Here is a 16273-nt window from a genome sequence, read left to right on the forward strand (position 1 = left end):
CCACCACGGTAAGCACCACAACACTTACGTTGTTAAGCTGAACGGTCTGATCCCAGGTACTGAGTTTGAAGGTAAAACTCTGGAAGAGATCATCAAGACTTCAACTGGCGGTGTATTCAACAACGCAGCGCAAATCTGGAACCACACGTTCTACTGGCACTGTCTGTCTCCAAATGGCGGCGGCGAACCAACTGGCGCAGTAGCGGATGCAATCAACGCAGCATTCGGTTCTTTCGAAGAGTTCAAAGCTAAATTCACTGATTCAGCAATCAACAACTTCGGTTCATCTTGGACTTGGCTTGTGAAGAAAGCAGATGGCTCTTTGGCTATCACGAACACTTCTAACGCAGCGACGCCTCTGACTGAAGAAGGCGTAACACCACTGCTGACTGTTGACCTGTGGGAACACGCGTACTACATCGATTACCGTAACGTACGTCCAGATTACATGAACGGTTTCTGGGCTCTGGTTAACTGGGAATTCGTTGCAGCGAACCTAGCTAAATAATCCTGTATAGGATAAAAAGCAATTGAGACTAAGCCTGCATTTTTGCAGGCTTTTTTGTCCTTTCAATGTATCGCACTGCTTGACCGGCGTTTGAGCTTGTAACCAATGTCTGAGATGGCAGTAACACGCTCGCCTTTTATCGCATGAATCAGCTTTTCAGCAGCTTTCAATCCCATCCGCTCGTAGTCAATCTCTGCGCAAGTTAGGCTTGGATAGGCATATTCAGCCATCGAGGAACCTTCAAGGCAAACAATAGCGATATCTGTCGGCACTTTCAGCACGCGTCGATGGCATTCAAATAGAGCCCCAATTGCGATCTCTTCATGAGTACACACCAACGCATCTAACGAAGCGTCTCGAAGCAACAACTTCGCAAGCCCTTCTGCACCTAATTGTGATGATGGTGCCTCATGAGTAGTCAGAAAATGATCGGGCGTCAGGTAATGCTCAATCATCGCACTCTGCCAACCATGTAATTTACGTTGCAGCGTCGCGTGATTACCACGAGCACCGATAAAACCAACATTTTTACATCCTTGATCGAGCAGGTGACGCGTAGCTTCTTTCGCGACATCGAAATGATCCACTCCAATATTCAGATACCTCGCATCTTTGTTCAACTCTGCGAACTCCAATACAGGCATATTGGCAGTAGACAATAACTGATGTGTACGATCGCTATGTTCTCGGCCAAATAGAACGACCCCGGCCGGACGGCTTTCGAGAAAAGTAGAGAGTAGGTTTTCTTCTTGTTCAGAAGAATAGTCACTGTACCCCAAAATTAACTGATAGCCCGCTTTGTTCAGCGTCTGCTGAAAACTGGGTAAAAATAGCGCACAGGATTTATCCAATAGAGACGGTAAAATTAGTGCAATAGAGTAACTTTGTGCGGAGGCTAAAGCACCAGCGGCTTTATTGGGAATATAACCAAGATCCTCAATTACTTTTTGAATTTTGTCTCTTAACTTGTCTGAAACCAGTTCTGGTGTACGAAGAGCCCGTGACACAGTCATAGTGCCAACACCAGCTTGTTTGGCCACATCCGTCAGTGTTACTTGCCCAGTACTTCGTCTTTTACGAGGTTCGCTCATTGTCTCTTTATCATTCTTTTTTGTTTGCTACGACATCTTATCACAGCGATTTAGCAGACTTTATTTTAGCGTATCAGATGTTGATCAAGGCCATTACAAATCGCATTGGTACATCAATTTGATAGCGCTATCACAAATTATGGTAGCGCTATCTGATAGCGCTACCATTTGTGACCAACTCCTATTTTTTTTGACAATTTGATCGATAAAGTAACAGCCATATAACCATCACTAAGTGAATAATTTCATGCTAAATGAACTGATTACTGCCGACGTAATACGATTACATCGTGACGCAGAGGATTGGAAAGATGCCATCCAAAAATCCTGCCAAGCACTCATAGAGAATGGTGCAATTAACACCAGTTATGTAGATGCGATTTATCATTCCCATGAAAACCTTGGCCCCTATTACGTTGTCGGCCCAGGTATAGCGATGCCTCACGCTAGACCAGAGGACGGTGTAAATCGTCTCGCTTTGGGCGTGACTATCATACAGAACGGGGTCAACTTCGACTCAGAGGGAAATGACCCCGTAAAACTTTTGGTCACTCTTGCCGCAACAGATAGCAATAGCCATGTCCAAGCCATTGCTCAGCTGGCGGAGCTCTTTATGAACGACGAAGATGTACAGCGCCTCTGCAACGCACAAACAATAGATGATGTCCTCGATATCATTGGGCATTACTAAATACACCTCCTGCACCCTCTACGAAAAACAAAAGGTATAAATGATGAAAATTATGGTTGTCTGCGGTCATGGTCTCGGAACGAGTCTGATGATGGAAATGAGCATCAAGAACATTATCAATGATCTTGGTATCCAAGCTGAAGTGGATCATATCGATCTTGGCTCAGCAAAAGGCGTTGAGTGTAATATTTTTGTTGCAACCAATGATATTGCAGAACAATTGCGAGCGCTCGCAGTCACTCCGACTATCGTGGCGTTAGACAATATGATCGACAAAATTGCCATGAAAGAACGTTTGTCCGCGGCGTTACAAACGCTAAACGCGCTCTAAGGTGGCAACATGGAATTTTTCAGTTTTCTAATGAACGATGTGCTGTCAGAACCTGCGGTTCTGGTGGGATTAATCGCTTTAATCGGATTGATTGCACAGAAAAAGCCAGTCACAGAGTGCATCAAAGGCACGGTAAAAACTATTCTCGGCTTTGTGATTCTAGGGGCTGGGGCTGGCTTGGTTGTCGGCTCACTTGGTGATTTTGCGACCATCTTTCAACACGCATTTGGGATCACCGGTGTCGTCCCCAATAACGAAGCTATCGTTTCTATTGCACAAGAAGCATTTGGCAAAGAAATGGCAATGATTATGTTCTTCGCTATGTTAGTCAATATTCTGATTGCTCGTTTCACACCTTGGAAGTTTATCTTTCTAACCGGCCATCACACATTATTTATGTCAATGATGGTAGCTGCCATTCTATCTTCGAGTGGCATGAGCGGCGTTTCGTTAATTGCCCTTGGCTCAATCGTTGTCGGATCGGTGATGGTTTTTTTCCCAGCGATCGCTCATCGATACATGAAGCAGGTCACAGGCTCCGATGACGTCGCAATCGGTCACTTTTCGACGCTCTCTTATGTGCTTGCTGGCTTTATTGGCAGCAAATTGGGGAATAAAGCTCACTCTACGGAAGAAATGAATGTTCCCAAAAGTCTGCTGTTTCTGCGTGACACACCCGTAGCGATCTCTTTTACAATGGGCATTATTTTCATGGTGACCTGTATATTTGCAGGTGGTGATTTTGTCCGAGAAGTGAGTGGTGGTAAGCATTGGTTCATGTTTGCTCTGATGCAATCCATTACCTTTGCTGGTGGTGTGTACGTCATTTTGCAAGGTGTTCGCATGGTCATCGCAGAAATCGTGCCGGCTTTCAAAGGCATTTCAGACAAATTGGTTCCTAATGCTAAACCTGCGCTCGATTGTCCTGTCGTATTCCCTTACGCGCCAAATGCTGTACTGGTTGGATTTCTGTCTAGCTTCTCTGCTGGCCTCGTGGGCATGCTCCTACTTTATTTGATGGGACTCACGGTCATTATTCCTGGTGTCGTTCCGCATTTCTTCGTCGGGGCAGCTGCGGGTGTATTTGGGAATGCAACCGGTGGGCGCAGAGGTGCCATCCTTGGAGCATTCGCTCAGGGATTATTGATTACCTTCCTACCCGTCTTTTTAATGCCAGTTCTCGGCGATCTAGGATTTGCTAACACGACATTCAGTGATGCTGATTTTGGTGCGGTCGGTATTTTGCTCGGGCTTATTGTACGCTAGCTAACCGAGAACGTTCGATATGACTAAGCCTGCATTTTTGCAGGCTTTTTTGTCATTTTTCTCCGGGAAATCCCTAAAGTTTTAGGCTTGTTGGCCGTTACAAGGGCATCAAACGGAGAACATCATGCACGTACATACTTTAGATAAAGCAGGCTTGATCAACGAACTGCAGATCGGCACTGGCATCAGCCAGGCGGTTTTGCATGGGCGTCGTGCCGACTTTTCTTTGATGTTGGCGCTGTTCTCTAACGATGTACGCGATACGACACCAGTTGAAGCCATCGAGCAGGTGGAGACGACGGAAGATGTGCTGCGTCAGCGTTTTGAATTGCAAGCACCTCAGACGCTGCGCAGTGACCAAAGTTCTTACCAGATTTCAGCCAGACAAGCTGACCTGTTTCATCAAGGTGGCTTGGCGAGCGCCAAACTGTCACACTACCTTACCCCTGAAGTTTTGGCTTATCTCCCTGAAGATACGCAAGATTTGCCGGAAGAGGTTTACCTAAACCTGTCGGGGCATGAGCGTCGTCACTTAGCGCAGAAAACGCCAAAAACACTCCTACCATCAGATCTTTATCCTCAATTGAACATGGCTTGGCGTCACGATCAACTGCGTGCACAGGCATAATCACTGTCGACATTTGCGACGGTTTACCTTCGATTTCGCCAGAGTGTGAAATAGCGCAAAAAAATCATACCCACCTTGGCCATCAAACCAAGTTATTTGAAGTTATTCACATCGTACTCACAGCTAATCAACCATCCTATGCTGACCTGTTTCATAATGAAATGACATAATAAACACAAGAAGGCAGGCACACGATGAATATAGAAAGTGCACTTGTTTTGATTACTTCAGCAAGCTCAATATTAGGCAGTACACTGGCCATTCACTTTGCGCGTTTAGGGGCAAAGGTGGTGTTGTGTGATACCAACCAGCAAGGTCTGCTTGAAACTTTTACCCGTTGTCGGCATATTTCCCAAGACGTGGAACACTATCACCTGAGCGATTATTCGCTCAATAGCATTCACGGTATGCTCGACGAGATCGAGAGGCGCTACCAAGGTGTTCCGGATGTTCTGATCAACAACTGGCCCAACGCGCCGCTCCCTTCCGTGGTGGATGATCGCCCCGCAGAGCTGTTCATTCAGAAACTGGCGTTAATGGCCTCGTCACTGTTTACCTTCGGTCAAGCTTGCTCGGAACGCATGCGCCATCGCTCCACCAAAGGGGTGATCGTCAATGTGTTGTCTTACAACTCTCCACAAGATAAGCCGGGGATTGAAAACGCTACGTCGATGGTCTCGGGCTTTACCCAGAGCTGGGCGAAAGAGCTGACGCCGTTTAATATTCGCGTCGGAGGCGTGGTGCCGATCATCTCAGCCAATGACGAGCACGAGCATTGGGCAGCCGTGAATGATGAACTGATTCGCAACACAGAATACATTGTGTCGAATGAGTACTTTAGTGGGCGGGTGATGTCGGCTTAACCGTGGTTAAGCCGAGCATGGATTAGAAACCTTCTTCCAAGTAGTCGTCGAGGTAATCTTCCTCGGCAGCGTTGTAGTCTTGTTTCTCAATTTCTGCTTTGAAGTCCTGACGCTGCAAGTAGACCTCTCGCGTCAGCGCGTAAGGGTCCGGCGAGTTGTCCAGCATCGCTTCTTGTGGCACCAACGCCGCGCGAGTTTCCATACCTTCGAACGCCCATTTACCAATGCTCGCCCAAATGTTTAGGTATGAAAGTGGCGCATACAAACCGTCCACCACGTCAGTGGTTTCTCTGACCGTAAACGGCCCATATCCCGGTACCATCACGTAAGGGCCATTCCCGACGCCATGATGCCCAGCAGCATCACTGAATGCTTTCTCATCGTGTTTGGTGATCCCCGCTTCTGACGCAATGTCGATTAAACCAAGTAAACCGAGCGTGCTGTTAATCCAAAATCGGTTGAAGTGATCGACCGCTTTACTCCCATTGCCCATCAAAAGGTTGTTGACCATGCTGGAGGGTTCATCCAGGTTGGACAAAAAGTTGGCAATGCCACGGCGTACTGGCGATGGCACGTAATCGACGTATGCCAGCGAAACTGGGCGAACAAGGTAAGGATCCAGATAGTCGTAGTTAAGCGACCACATGGTACGGTTGAAACCTTCCAGCGGATCATTCACGCTGGCATCTGCGTTGGCTGTATCGTCTGGTGCAGAGCTACACCCGACCAAGACCAGCATCATACAAAGAGATAGAATCCGTGCTAAGCGGCTCGTCATTATTATAATCCATAGACAAAGGCCGATATATTCATCGGCCTTTGGTTTTATTGAAAGAAACAGTTGGAGGGTTATTAATACTGTTTATCAATCACAACTTCAACTGATTCACCTAATTTAACCGCCTGACTTTCACCATACCAATCGCCGTCTTTCGTCGACACATTGCCATCGGTATCGATGCGAACACGCACCATCAAGGCATCCAGACTCGACAGTTTACGGCCTTGCATCATACTGTTGGTATCATCCAACACCACAGTGCGAGGGAAACTACTCAGCGGGTAACGCGCGGCTGCTACAGGCATCGGTGCGCCATCCGCCGTGTGAATCGAGACGATCAGAACGGCATTTTTCGGCAACGTCACGTTGCTGGCTAATGAAATGGTGACTGGTACCGATTGACCGTCAACAACCACCTCGCCCATCTTACGTTTGGCGCTCTCAATACTGCGCGTCAGCATCTCATAACGGCCATCGTTCGGACCGATCATTTGCTGCATCATGCCCCAATATTGGATGGCGGATGGGTAATCAGCACGCTCAAATGCATCAAATGCCAATAGCGAGTAGACACGCAAGTCAACATAGTCGCGCTGAGACAAACGTTTCAAAATGGCGCGCGCCTGATTTTGGTCCATCTCATCATCAGACAACATCAGCGCCTGCGCGTAGCCAAGTTGAATGTCGCCATCCTGTGGCTCCAGCGCGTACGCATGTTTCATGGCACCAATGGCCGTTTGCATGTCACGATTGGCCATCGCAATGCGGCCCAACAACAACCAACCGGTTGAATCTTCGGGTTGATAATACAAGCGGGTACGCAGCGACAATGTTAGATCTTGCATCTCCTGATCCGACAGCTCGACCCCCTGACCTTGCGGCGCCATTAACTTACGGGTGAGTTCCGGTAAGTTAGCACTCACCTGTTGCCACTGTTCCACTTTAGTATAGTTGCCAAACTTAGCGTACAGACCGTAACTCAACAAAACCACCAGCGCGATCGATGGGATGAGTACCCCCATGGTTGAAATCGAGCTCTGCTGTTTCGCCTGTTCTTGTGCCGGAATGTCATCCAGAAGCGACTGTTTGAGGTCTGCGATCAAATCTTGTTCATTGTCCACCAAACCCTCTTCGGTCTCTTCTTGGAGCTCATTCAAACGGTCTTTGTAGAACGCTTTATTCAGCTCGTCACGCAGCACCGTGTCGTTGTTGGCTTTTTTCTGAATCAACGGAATGGCAACGAAAACGCAGGTAATCGCGACCAAAATCAGCGTTGAGATCCAAAATAACGTCATGATTGCTGATCTCCGTCTTTGTCTTCATCCAGTAACGCTTTCAAACGCGCCTCTTTGTCGGTGTCCCATTGGGTCGGCGTACTGGCCGTTGCCGCTTTACTGCGACGACTACGAATCACAATCACGCCAAAGCCAATCAGCAATACGGACAGCGGAGCCAACCACAAAATTGCTGTACTGAGCGTAAACGGCGGATTGTAAGTCACAAAGTTGCCGTAACGCGCAATCATGTAATCAACGATTTCGCTTTTCGATTTGCCTTCTTTGGTCATCTCATACACTTTGTGTCGCAAATCTTTAGCCAGTTCGGCATTCGAATCCGCAATGGAGTTGTTCTGACATTTCGGGCAACGCAAGGTGTTGCTGAGTTCTTGAAACTGAGTTTCCTGCTCTGGCGACTCAAAATCGTACACATCAATGGCGGCCATGGCGGTGAAAGAAACCATCAACGCGGCAGCCGCAGCGAGTATCCAACGCTTCATTGTTTGGCCTCCTGCAACAATTGGTTATAGAGCGGCTCGAGCGTGTCTTGCCAGTTGCGAGGGTTGACGTCCCCCACATGACGATAACGAATCACGCCATTGGCATCGATGAGGAAAGTTTCCGGCGCGCCGTAAACCCCGAGATCTAATCCCAGCATACCGTTTCCATCGAACAGACTAATCAAGTATGGGTTCCCCAAATCGTTGAGCCATGTCACCGCTTTATCACGCTGATCTTTGTAGTTCATACCAATGATTTTGACGCCTTTACCCGCCAATTGATTGAGGTATTGGTGCTCGGCATAACACGTCGGACACCAAGTGGCCCAAACGTTCAACAGCAGCGGTTCGCCTTTGAAAATCGACTGGTCATAAAGTTTGCCGGGTTCGACTAAATCTTCTAGGCGAAACTGCGGCACGGCCTGACCGACCAGTACTGATTCCAGTTTGGTTGGATCATCCCCTTCGGAGTTTTTGACCAGTTGGGTGGCAAACACTGCAACTAACGCCAGAAACGCCGCCAGCGGAATAAACAAAATCTTCTTATTCATCAATCAAGCCTCCTGCTGCGCGTTTTTTCTGAAACGGTAACGCTTATCACTGATCGCCAACGCGCCACCAATGGCCATCAACAGTGCGCCAGCCCAAATCCAACGAACAAACGGTTTGTAGTAAATTCGAACCGCCCACGCATTGTTGTCATCGAGGCGCTCTCCCATCGCAATGTAGAGATCGCGCGTCAAACCGCGATCAATCGCCGCTTCGGTCATCATCGAACGTGCCGTGCGATAGAAGCGTTTCTCCGCGTGCAAGGTGTTGAGGTATTTGCCGTGGTGTGTAATTTCAAAATCCGCGATATAGCCGTCGTAGTTCGGGCCATCTTTGTCACGTAATCCTTTGAAGTAAAACTCGTACTGCTGCATCTTGAAGTGCTCACCCGGCGCTAAACGTACGTCACGTTCAATGCTGTAGTTTTGCACCATCGCAATACCGATGATGGTCACAGCCAAGCCCATGTGGCCCAGCATCATAGACCAATGACTGCGTTGCAGCTTTCCGATGCCTTCGAAGAACGTATGGCGATGCGTGGCACGCTCATACAGCTCCACGCCATGCAGGCAAACAATCCACAACGCCATCACCCAGCCCATGTAGGCCATGGCACTGAAATGTTCGGTGGTCAGTTGCACAATCAGCGCGCCGAGCAGCAGGGAGATCACGCCAGAAATCAGCATCGGTTTAATCAATTTTGACAGGTTATCGCGCTTCCAACGGATCAGCGGTCCAATCCCCAACAAGAAAGCAAACGGCACCATTAACCACGCAAACAGCGTGTTAAAGAAGGGGGCGCCAATCGAGACAGAACCCAAGCCCAACTGTTTATGCACCAAGGGTAACAGCGTACCAATCAGCACGACGACCAGCGCAGCAATCAACAACACGTTGTTTGCCAGCAGCGCGTTTTCACGCGACACCAATTCAAAGTTGCCACGCACACGCACAGACGATCCTTTCAGCGCAAACAGCAGCAGCGAACCGCCGATCACAAACACCAAAAACGCCAGAATGAACATGCCGCGCGCCGGGTCCGACGCAAACGCGTGAACAGACACCAAAATGCCAGAACGCACAAGGAATGTGCCCAGTAAGCTCAAGGAGAACGCCGAAATCGCCAGCAGAACGGTCCACGCTTTGAAGGTGCCGCGTTTTTCAGTCACCGCCAGCGAGTGCATCAACGCGGTGCCCGCCAACCAAGGCATGAATGACGCGTTTTCGACCGGATCCCAGAACCACCAGCCGCCCCAGCCTAGTTCGTAGTATGCCCACCAAGAGCCCAATGCGATCCCCAGTGTCAGAAATAGCCACGCGGCGGTGGTCCATGGACGTGACCAACGCGCCCACGCCGTGTCCAAACGGCCAGTCATCAACGACGCAATCGCAAATGAGAATGCCACCGAGAAACCCACATAACCCATGTAGAGCATTGGCGGGTGAATGATTAAGCCTGGGTCTTGCAGCAATGGGTTCAAATCGCGGCCATCAACCGGGAAGTACGGTAAGGTACGTGTGAATGGGTTTGACGTGACGATGATAAACAGCAGGAAGCCCACGCTAATCAAGCCCATCACGGCCAACACGCGCGCCACGGACTCTTGCGGCATGCCACGGCTCAATGTCGCCACCGCAAGTGTCCAAGCCGCTTGAATCAACACCCAAAGCAGCAAGGAGCCTTCGTGCGCGCCCCATACAGCCGTCAGGCGATAATACCAAGGTAATTGACTGTTGGAGTTACTGGCAACGTATTGCAGCGTGAAGTCGTTGGTGTAAAACGCCCACAGCAGAATGCCAAACGACAGTGCCAACATCAGGAACATGCCGATCGACAGCGGACGCGCCGCATTCATCAACACGTGGTTATTTTTCGACGCGCCCACCAGCGGCAAAACACTCAGCAAGACTGCCAGTGCCAGCGACAAAATCAGCGCAAAGTGACCGATTTCCGCAATCATTTCGCACTTCCTTGCATTTGGTCTTGTGAATAGCTCATGGGTGAATGATTTTTCTCCATCGCCTCTGCAATCTCAGGGGGCATGTACTCTTCATCATGCTTCGCCAAGACTTCAAACGCTTCCACGGTGGTGGCATCTTTCAGCACACCTTGCGCCACAATGCCCTGCCCTTCACGGAATAGGTCAGGAAGAATGCCTTCGTATGTCACGGTTACCGAAGGGCCCGTGTCATGCAGCAGAAAGCTCACTTTCAGAGAATTCGGGTCACGTTTCACAGAACCCACTTCCACCATGCCGCCAATGCGCAAACGCTGACCGACTTCCGGTTTCTGGCCATTCTTGCCGTTCACCAGTTCAGTGGGGGTATAAAACAGATCCATGTTTTGATTGAGTGCGTACAGAACGAGACCAATGGTGGCACCTAAGCCGATGAAAATCGCCAGCACAATACCGAGGCGCTTCTTGCGTCTTGGATTCATAGTGTGTTCTCCATATTTTTTGCTGCATCGATTCGTGCCTGACGCGCTACCTTAGCCTGGACTTCAGTCAGTAGCGTTTGACCGCGGCGAACACTCGCCACCCACAAAATCAACATTGATAAGAAAGTAATACCAAAGGAGCTCCACACATACGCCGCGTAGCCTCCCATTGCCCAGAAATCGCTCATCGATTCAAAGTGCATCTTATTTCCCTCTTCGCGTGCTAGCCAATTGAATCACCCACGGGCGGTGACTCTCTTTACTGATGATTTCATTGCGCAAACGGATCATCGTCAGTGCGCCAAAGAAGAAGGCAAAACCGAAAATGTTCAGTAACAGCGGCCACAGCATATCGCTTGAAATCGAAGGTTTATCGAATTTAGTGATGGTTGCGCCCTGATGTAGAGTGTTCCACCACTCCACAGAATAGTGAATGATTGGTAGGTTAATCACGCCAACAATCGCCAGAATGCCCGCGGCTTTCGCAGCGGTTTTTTGATCGTCAAACGCATGATAAAGGGCAATCACACCGAGATAGAGGAAAAGAAGAATGAGCTCGGAAGTCAAACGGGCGTCCCACACCCACCACGTGCCCCACATGGGCTTGCCCCATACTGCCCCTGTAATCAACGCGATAAACGTGTAGACCGCACCAATAGGCGCCATGGCTGACGCCGCCATATCCGACAATTTGACTTGCCATACCAAGCCAATGAACGCGGCGATAGCCATCGACATATACACCCCCATCGACCAAATCGCGGCGGGCACATGGATGTAGATTATACGAAAACTATCTCCCTGTTGATAATCAGATGGCGCGTAGGCAAGGCCCCAGACCGTACCTGCGGATAAACACAACAAAGCTAGAATCGCAAACCAAGGCAGAAACTTACCGCACAGGCGATAGGCCGACTCTGGTTTGGCATAGGGATGAAGCCATTTCCACATTGTTTACTCTCACTTTTACTTCAAGTACCGAATCTCGATTGTTCGGTTTGCAATTTATCTAACCAGATTTTTTCGTGCTTGATCGAACACAATTAATTGACACTTACGCGCAACGCTGCAGCAATCGCAAACGGTGTTAGGGTCAATGCCCCCATAAACATCGCAGCCAAAATCGCCAATTGCCCGTTGTACGCCATGCCTAACGATGCCGCATCAATCGCCGAAGTCGCAAAGATCAAAATGGGGATGTAGAGCGGCAGCACCAGCAAACTGAGCAGCACGCCACCTTTTTGCAACCCCACCGTCAGGGCAACACCAATAGCACCGATAAAGCTTAATGTGGGCGTGCCAAGTAGTAGTGTCAGCACCACCGACAACCAAGTGTTCATGTCCAAAGACAATAAAATCGCCAGCAGAGGACTAATCAGGATCAGTGGCACACCCGTGAGTAGCCAATGCGCCAATACTTTTGAGATCACCACCACCGGTAACGGCACGGGCATCAACATCATTTGTTCTAGCGAACCGTCCTGATAGTCATCACGAAACAGACGCTCTAAAGACAGCAATGCCGACAAAAGCGCTGCCACCCAGACAATGCCAGGCGCAATGCGCGACAATAAACTCGGATCCGGGCCAATGCTGAGGGGGAAAAGGGTGATCACGATAATGAAAAACCACAGCGGGTTGAAAATGTCGGCCTGACGACGAAACGCAATCAGCAGTTCACGACGAATGATGGTGCTCATGGTTGAAAGCATCAAGCGTCTCCCAACTTAATCTTGCGCAGTTTTGGGTTGTCCGCAAACATGTCCTGATGCGTGGTCAGCACCACGATGCCGCCTTGGTCCGCATGTTTTAGAAACAGCGCTTCCAATACTTTCACCCCTTGCTTGTCAATAGCCGTGAGCGGCTCATCTAAAATCCACAGTTTTTGCCGACTGAGCCACAAACGGGCGAGCGCAACTCGGCGTTGCTGACCCGCAGACAACTGACCCACCGGCACATCTTCACGTCCGGCCAAGCCCACCTGAGTCAACGCTTGATACAAGGTCTCTTGGTCACAGCCCGTCGTATGAATTGATTGATAAAAACGCAAGTTTTCCAATGCCGTCAGTTCCCGTTTGATGCCGGTCTGATGGCCAAGAAACAGAAGATCGTGGTGATAACTGTCGCGGTCCGCTTCGATGTTCACCCCGTTCCAGTGAATCTCACCGTCATCACGGTCACCCAGCCCAGTCACAATGCGTAAAAGCGTTGTCTTGCCGGTGCCGTTTCGTCCTTCGATTTGAACCAGTTCCCCCGATTGAATGTTGAAAGATAACGCTTCAAATAACACTCTTTCATCACGAATCGCAGTGAGATTTTTTACTTCCAGCATGAGCTTCTGTATCAATAATTTGGGGCGCTTATATTACCACACCCTAGAAGAGACTAAATAGAGTAAGGGTATTACGAGTCACGAAACTAAGTAAGAAACTGTTAATTTTTAATTATATTCTGAAGCAACTACCCCTTTTTGGTTACATTCATTCATAACCTACACGCATAAAAAAAGGAAGCACATTGGCTTCCTTTTTCACAAATGAAAATCGATTAACGTGACGGTTTTCTCACCGGCCTTTTCGCCCCAGCAGCCGCAGCGGCTTTTCGCTCGGGATGGCTCGTCAGTGGCGGAATCGCCTCTTTACCGGACAGTTTTTTCTGTAGCGATAGCATGAGCTCGGCTTCCGCTTTCGGTAATTCGCACTCTTCAATCAATTCATTGATGTCGGCACCCAGTTTCACCATCTTCGAGGCTCGGCTGTACAAACGGCCATCAGTATCGGCATTTTCCAGCTCTTTCAAACGCTCGTTGAGGTGCAAAATAATGTCTTGTTGCTCCGACACTTTTTGCCCCAATCCGACCATCACAGAGCGAACTTCCAACACCTGTTTATTGGCTTTTTGCAGTTCTTTGTCGAGATGACGAACCTGCTGACGAAAATAATCGGTCTGCTTTGACTGACTGCGGCGCAGACGAAACAACGCCAACAACAGCAGCAAGACAACCAGTGCACTGCCCCCTGCAATCACAGGCGGCGTTAGCCAAAGAATGTCACCCATTACAGATGAGCCATTTCATCCCATTCTTCATCGGTCAGCAGCTTGTTCAGGTCAACCAGAATCAGTAGTTTGCCATCGCGGTTGCTCACGCCCTGAATGAATTTCGAGCTTTCATCGGTGCCCACGCTTGGTGTGGTATCGATTTCAGAAGAACGCAGGTAAACCACTTCCGCGACGCTGTCGACCAGAATACCGATCACTTGGCGTTCTGACTCAATCACGATGATACGGGTGTTATCGGTGATCTCACCTTGCATCAAACCAAAACGAGAACGCGTGTCGATCACGGTAACCACGTTACCACGTAGGTTGATGATCCCCAGCACGTAGTCTGGCGCACCGGGAACTGGTGCAATTTCAGTGTAACGCAGCACTTCACGCACTTGCATCACGTTGATGCCGTACGTTTCTTCTTCTAGTTGGAACGTCACCCACTGAAGCACTTCGTCGTTAGAGTGTTCTTTTCTCACTTCAACTTCGTTCGCTTGAGACATACCTTTTCCTCTCTAAGTCGTATCCGACAAAAAATGTGTTATTTATCGAGTGCTTTTACATCAAGACCTGCGTTAAGCATAGCTATCAATGCTTGAACATGGATCAATGCGCACATTTTTTCTTTAACCATTCCGGCCAGCCATGGGCGTTTACCCACCTGCTCACGCCAGCGAACTTTTTCACTATTGAGCAGCTCCGTGCCCAGCAGCTTGGTACACGCCAAGCCCCATAAACTTTCGCCTAACATGACGATGTATTGATAATCGTCTTTGTAGCTCTCGTCACGCAGCTTTTCAGCCATCACCCATTTGGCAGTATCCACCACATCCAACTGCGCGTCGCGGTTGGTTTGTAAGCCTAAATACCACCCCGGGCGACCAATCAGGTGATTGAGGCTGCTCTTACGATGAATTCCACCCAGTTCGTCCAATGGCACAGCAAAGGTCACGCCATTGACATCAAAGTAGAGCACTTGAAAGGCTTCATTGCGAACCGAATTGTCCCAATGTCCTAGGTCAAAACCACCGGTTTGCGTTTGAGGAGCTTGCTCAACTTCAGGCTCAGCAACCCCTTCATCCAACGTGGGTTCCAACGTCACCACGTCCGGTTCAACCCGTTCAACGGTGTCGGCGAGCGGCTCATCTGCAACGACGTCTGTCATCACCTCAGCAACAGGCTCAATATCCCATTCCTGAATTTCGTCCACGACGTCGGCCACATCCAGATGCTGTGCAATCTCGATGGTGTTTTGTTCCATCACCTCTTCGAGATCCAGCTCCGCCACTGGGTTGCTGTTTTCCAGCTGGCTCAGCAAACGCTGAACGTCATCCAGATTCGGCAGTTCAATCTCGTCGAGTTCTTGTTCGAAATAACTCTTTTCTGGCACCGATTGCAACATCGGTTCCAGTGCAGGCTCTGACTCGGGCTGTGGTTGCGGCGCAAGCTCCTCTTCACCCAGCTCCTCATCAAGCAGAGCGGTGAAGTAATCATCTAGCGCTTGTTCACTCGACAGCAACGGGCTACTCATTGATAGCAAGCCTCTCTAAAAACAGCAGTAATTGCTTATACGCAAACACACCCCGGCTACCTTCCGCAAAATGGGATGCAGGTAAACGTTTCAAACTCGCGTCCCGGAATTTGGTATCAATCGGCACCGCCGAGGTCCATACCTGCTCCGGATAATCTTTCTTCAACTGATTTAATGTCTGCAATGATGCGCGAGTTCGTTTATCGTACATCGTCGGGACAATGGTGACCTTGAATTCTCGGTTGCGCGATTTCTGCATAATGGCCAACGTACGCACCATGCGCTCCAAGCCTTTCATCGCCAGAAACTCGGTTTGTACAGGAATCAAAATACGGTCACTCGCGGCGAGCGCATTCACCATCATCACACCAAGAATCGGCGGGCAGTCAATCAACACGTAATCGTAGCGCTGACGCAAAGCCAGCAACGCGCGTTTGAGGATCAACCCCATGCCGCTGCGGTTGCCCATCACGCGATCCAACGTTGCCAACGACATGTGCGCTGGAATCAGGTCAATGCCTTCCACATCGGTACGCAGAATCAGAGGCTCCACCGTGTGTTCGGTATATTCACGCAGTTGAAACAGATCAAACAGGCTCGCAGGCACACTATCGGAGTCATACCCCAGATAGGTGGTCAGCGACGCATGGGGATCGGTGTCCACCAACAACACACGCTTGCCTTGCTTACTCAACAAGCCCGCCAATGTGATGGTGGTTGTGGTTTTACCGACGCCGCCTTTTTGGTTGGCTACACTCCAAACAATCAT

At 49.4% G+C, this 16273-nt stretch carries 21 protein-coding genes; 6 read left to right on the forward strand and 15 right to left on the reverse strand.

All coding sequences use genetic code 11. From position 1 onward, the window contains the following. Nucleotides 1–508 (forward strand): Fe-Mn family superoxide dismutase (locus VFA_RS02680; protein WP_038150772.1); only part of this gene is annotated, 508 nt, incomplete at its 5' end. Between the two features lie 62 nt (nucleotides 509–570). Here VFA_RS02680 and VFA_RS02685 read toward each other — a convergent pair. Then, entirely contained in the window at nucleotides 571–1599 is a 1029-nt protein-coding gene (locus VFA_RS02685) for a LacI family DNA-binding transcriptional regulator (RefSeq protein ID WP_004724497.1), read from the reverse strand. A gap of 247 nt (nucleotides 1600–1846) precedes the next feature. On the opposite strand from VFA_RS02685, the gene VFA_RS02690 reads away from it, so the two are divergent. The 5 genes from VFA_RS02690 (at nucleotide 1847) to VFA_RS02710 (ending at nucleotide 5378) form a co-directional block, all read left to right on the forward strand. Next, nucleotides 1847–2290, forward strand: a complete 444-nt coding sequence (locus VFA_RS02690; RefSeq protein ID WP_038150774.1) for a PTS sugar transporter subunit IIA — start codon at nucleotides 1847–1849, stop codon at nucleotides 2288–2290. 43 nt (nucleotides 2291–2333) lie between these two features. After that, entirely contained in the window at nucleotides 2334–2621 is a 288-nt protein-coding gene (locus VFA_RS02695) for a PTS sugar transporter subunit IIB (RefSeq protein WP_038150775.1), read from the forward strand. A gap of 9 nt (nucleotides 2622–2630) precedes the next feature. Beyond that, a complete protein-coding gene (locus tag VFA_RS02700) occupies nucleotides 2631–3887 on the forward strand; it encodes a PTS ascorbate transporter subunit IIC (RefSeq protein ID WP_004724501.1) in 1257 nt (418 codons plus the stop codon). Nucleotides 3888–4011: 124 nt separating this feature from the next. Then, the gene (locus VFA_RS02705) at nucleotides 4012–4515 is read left to right on the forward strand and encodes a VC2046/SO_2500 family protein (protein WP_004724504.1); all 504 of its coding nucleotides are present in this window, start codon (nucleotides 4012–4014) and stop codon (nucleotides 4513–4515) included. A gap of 194 nt (nucleotides 4516–4709) precedes the next feature. Beyond that, nucleotides 4710–5378, forward strand: coding sequence for an SDR family oxidoreductase (locus VFA_RS02710; RefSeq protein ID WP_004724505.1), 669 nt, complete (start codon nucleotides 4710–4712; stop codon nucleotides 5376–5378). A gap of 22 nt (nucleotides 5379–5400) precedes the next feature. Here VFA_RS02710 and VFA_RS02715 read toward each other — a convergent pair whose 3' ends face one another. From VFA_RS02715 to VFA_RS02780, 14 genes are all read right to left on the reverse strand, one after another. Continuing rightward, complete coding sequence (locus tag VFA_RS02715; protein WP_038150777.1) at nucleotides 5401–6156, reverse strand: MlaA family lipoprotein; 756 nt, start codon at nucleotides 6154–6156, stop codon at nucleotides 5401–5403. Between the two features lie 74 nt (nucleotides 6157–6230). After that, nucleotides 6231–7454, reverse strand: coding sequence for a c-type cytochrome biogenesis protein CcmI (gene ccmI / locus VFA_RS02720; RefSeq protein WP_004724510.1), 1224 nt, complete (start codon nucleotides 7452–7454; stop codon nucleotides 6231–6233). Continuing rightward, a complete protein-coding gene (locus VFA_RS02725) occupies nucleotides 7451–7936 on the reverse strand; it encodes a cytochrome c-type biogenesis protein (protein WP_004724512.1) in 486 nt (161 codons plus the stop codon). The genes ccmI and VFA_RS02725 overlap by 4 nt, the downstream gene beginning before the upstream one ends. Then, nucleotides 7933–8487: a DsbE family thiol:disulfide interchange protein gene (locus VFA_RS02730; RefSeq protein ID WP_004724515.1), complete on the reverse strand. Its 555-nt coding sequence runs from the start codon at nucleotides 8485–8487 to the stop codon at nucleotides 7933–7935. The genes VFA_RS02725 and VFA_RS02730 overlap by 4 nt, the downstream gene beginning before the upstream one ends. 3 nt (nucleotides 8488–8490) lie before the next feature. Then, nucleotides 8491–10446, reverse strand: a complete 1956-nt coding sequence (locus VFA_RS02735; protein WP_004724516.1) for a heme lyase CcmF/NrfE family subunit — start codon at nucleotides 10444–10446, stop codon at nucleotides 8491–8493. Further along, a complete protein-coding gene (gene ccmE / locus VFA_RS02740; protein ID WP_004724517.1) occupies nucleotides 10443–10925 on the reverse strand; it encodes a cytochrome c maturation protein CcmE in 483 nt (160 codons plus the stop codon). Before ccmE ends, VFA_RS02735 begins: the two co-directional genes overlap by 4 nt. Next, nucleotides 10922–11128 (reverse strand): heme exporter protein CcmD, encoded by a 207-nt coding sequence (gene ccmD / locus VFA_RS02745; protein WP_004724518.1) that lies wholly within the window; start codon nucleotides 11126–11128, stop codon nucleotides 10922–10924. The genes ccmE and ccmD overlap by 4 nt, the downstream gene beginning before the upstream one ends. A 1-nt stretch (nucleotide 11129) precedes the next feature. After that, complete coding sequence (locus VFA_RS02750) at nucleotides 11130–11876, reverse strand: heme ABC transporter permease (RefSeq protein ID WP_004724520.1); 747 nt, start codon at nucleotides 11874–11876, stop codon at nucleotides 11130–11132. Between the two features lie 92 nt (nucleotides 11877–11968). After that, a complete protein-coding gene (gene ccmB / locus VFA_RS02755) occupies nucleotides 11969–12637 on the reverse strand; it encodes a heme exporter protein CcmB (protein WP_004724522.1) in 669 nt (222 codons plus the stop codon). Further along, nucleotides 12637–13257 carry a cytochrome c biogenesis heme-transporting ATPase CcmA gene (ccmA, locus tag VFA_RS02760; protein WP_004724524.1) on the reverse strand — a complete coding sequence of 207 codons (621 nt, stop codon included), beginning with the start codon at nucleotides 13255–13257 and terminating at the stop codon, nucleotides 12637–12639. The genes ccmB and ccmA overlap by 1 nt, the downstream gene beginning before the upstream one ends. 215 nt (nucleotides 13258–13472) lie before the next feature. Further along, nucleotides 13473–13982: a DUF2802 domain-containing protein gene (locus tag VFA_RS02765; protein WP_004724525.1), complete on the reverse strand. Its 510-nt coding sequence runs from the start codon at nucleotides 13980–13982 to the stop codon at nucleotides 13473–13475. Beyond that, nucleotides 13982–14476: a chemotaxis protein CheW gene (locus VFA_RS02770; RefSeq protein WP_004724527.1), complete on the reverse strand. Its 495-nt coding sequence runs from the start codon at nucleotides 14474–14476 to the stop codon at nucleotides 13982–13984. Before VFA_RS02770 ends, VFA_RS02765 begins: the two co-directional genes overlap by 1 nt. A 38-nt stretch (nucleotides 14477–14514) precedes the next feature. Next, complete coding sequence (locus VFA_RS02775; protein WP_038150780.1) at nucleotides 14515–15504, reverse strand: chemotaxis protein CheW; 990 nt, start codon at nucleotides 15502–15504, stop codon at nucleotides 14515–14517. Beyond that, entirely contained in the window at nucleotides 15497–16273 is a 777-nt protein-coding gene (locus tag VFA_RS02780) for a ParA family protein (RefSeq protein WP_004724531.1), read from the reverse strand. The genes VFA_RS02775 and VFA_RS02780 overlap by 8 nt, the downstream gene beginning before the upstream one ends.

Origin of the sequence: Vibrio furnissii CIP 102972, assembly GCF_000176175.1 — a bacterium.
GTDB classification, from domain to species: Bacteria; Pseudomonadota; Gammaproteobacteria; order Enterobacterales; family Vibrionaceae; genus Vibrio; species Vibrio furnissii.

Excerpts from the sequence above, each read along its gene's own strand:
- VFA_RS02780 (WP_004724531.1), bottom strand. The coding sequence starts at position 16,273 with ATGATTGTTTGGAGTGTAGCCAACCAAAAAGGCGGCGTCGGTAAAACC.
- VFA_RS02690 (WP_038150774.1), top strand. The coding sequence starts at position 1,847 with ATGCTAAATGAACTGATTACTGCCGACGTAATACGATTACATCGTGAC.
- VFA_RS02685 (WP_004724497.1), bottom strand. The coding sequence starts at position 1,599 with ATGAGCGAACCTCGTAAAAGACGAAGTACTGGGCAAGTAACACTGACG.
- VFA_RS02750 (WP_004724520.1), bottom strand. The coding sequence starts at position 11,876 with ATGTGGAAATGGCTTCATCCCTATGCCAAACCAGAGTCGGCCTATCGC.
- ccmA (WP_004724524.1), bottom strand. The coding sequence starts at position 13,257 with ATGCTGGAAGTAAAAAATCTCACTGCGATTCGTGATGAAAGAGTGTTA.
- VFA_RS02765 (WP_004724525.1), bottom strand. The coding sequence starts at position 13,982 with ATGGGTGACATTCTTTGGCTAACGCCGCCTGTGATTGCAGGGGGCAGT.
- VFA_RS02710 (WP_004724505.1), top strand. The coding sequence starts at position 4,710 with ATGAATATAGAAAGTGCACTTGTTTTGATTACTTCAGCAAGCTCAATA.
- VFA_RS02770 (WP_004724527.1), bottom strand. The coding sequence starts at position 14,476 with ATGTCTCAAGCGAACGAAGTTGAAGTGAGAAAAGAACACTCTAACGAC.
- ccmE (WP_004724517.1), bottom strand. The coding sequence starts at position 10,925 with ATGAATCCAAGACGCAAGAAGCGCCTCGGTATTGTGCTGGCGATTTTC.
- VFA_RS02705 (WP_004724504.1), top strand. The coding sequence starts at position 4,012 with ATGCACGTACATACTTTAGATAAAGCAGGCTTGATCAACGAACTGCAG.
- ccmD (WP_004724518.1), bottom strand. The coding sequence starts at position 11,128 with ATGCACTTTGAATCGATGAGCGATTTCTGGGCAATGGGAGGCTACGCG.
- VFA_RS02775 (WP_038150780.1), bottom strand. The coding sequence starts at position 15,504 with ATGAGTAGCCCGTTGCTGTCGAGTGAACAAGCGCTAGATGATTACTTC.
- VFA_RS02725 (WP_004724512.1), bottom strand. The coding sequence starts at position 7,936 with ATGAAGCGTTGGATACTCGCTGCGGCTGCCGCGTTGATGGTTTCTTTC.
- VFA_RS02730 (WP_004724515.1), bottom strand. The coding sequence starts at position 8,487 with ATGAATAAGAAGATTTTGTTTATTCCGCTGGCGGCGTTTCTGGCGTTA.
- VFA_RS02735 (WP_004724516.1), bottom strand. The coding sequence starts at position 10,446 with ATGATTGCGGAAATCGGTCACTTTGCGCTGATTTTGTCGCTGGCACTG.
- ccmI (WP_004724510.1), bottom strand. The coding sequence starts at position 7,454 with ATGACGTTATTTTGGATCTCAACGCTGATTTTGGTCGCGATTACCTGC.
- VFA_RS02715 (WP_038150777.1), bottom strand. The coding sequence starts at position 6,156 with ATGACGAGCCGCTTAGCACGGATTCTATCTCTTTGTATGATGCTGGTC.
- VFA_RS02695 (WP_038150775.1), top strand. The coding sequence starts at position 2,334 with ATGAAAATTATGGTTGTCTGCGGTCATGGTCTCGGAACGAGTCTGATG.
- VFA_RS02700 (WP_004724501.1), top strand. The coding sequence starts at position 2,631 with ATGGAATTTTTCAGTTTTCTAATGAACGATGTGCTGTCAGAACCTGCG.
- ccmB (WP_004724522.1), bottom strand. The coding sequence starts at position 12,637 with ATGCTTTCAACCATGAGCACCATCATTCGTCGTGAACTGCTGATTGCG.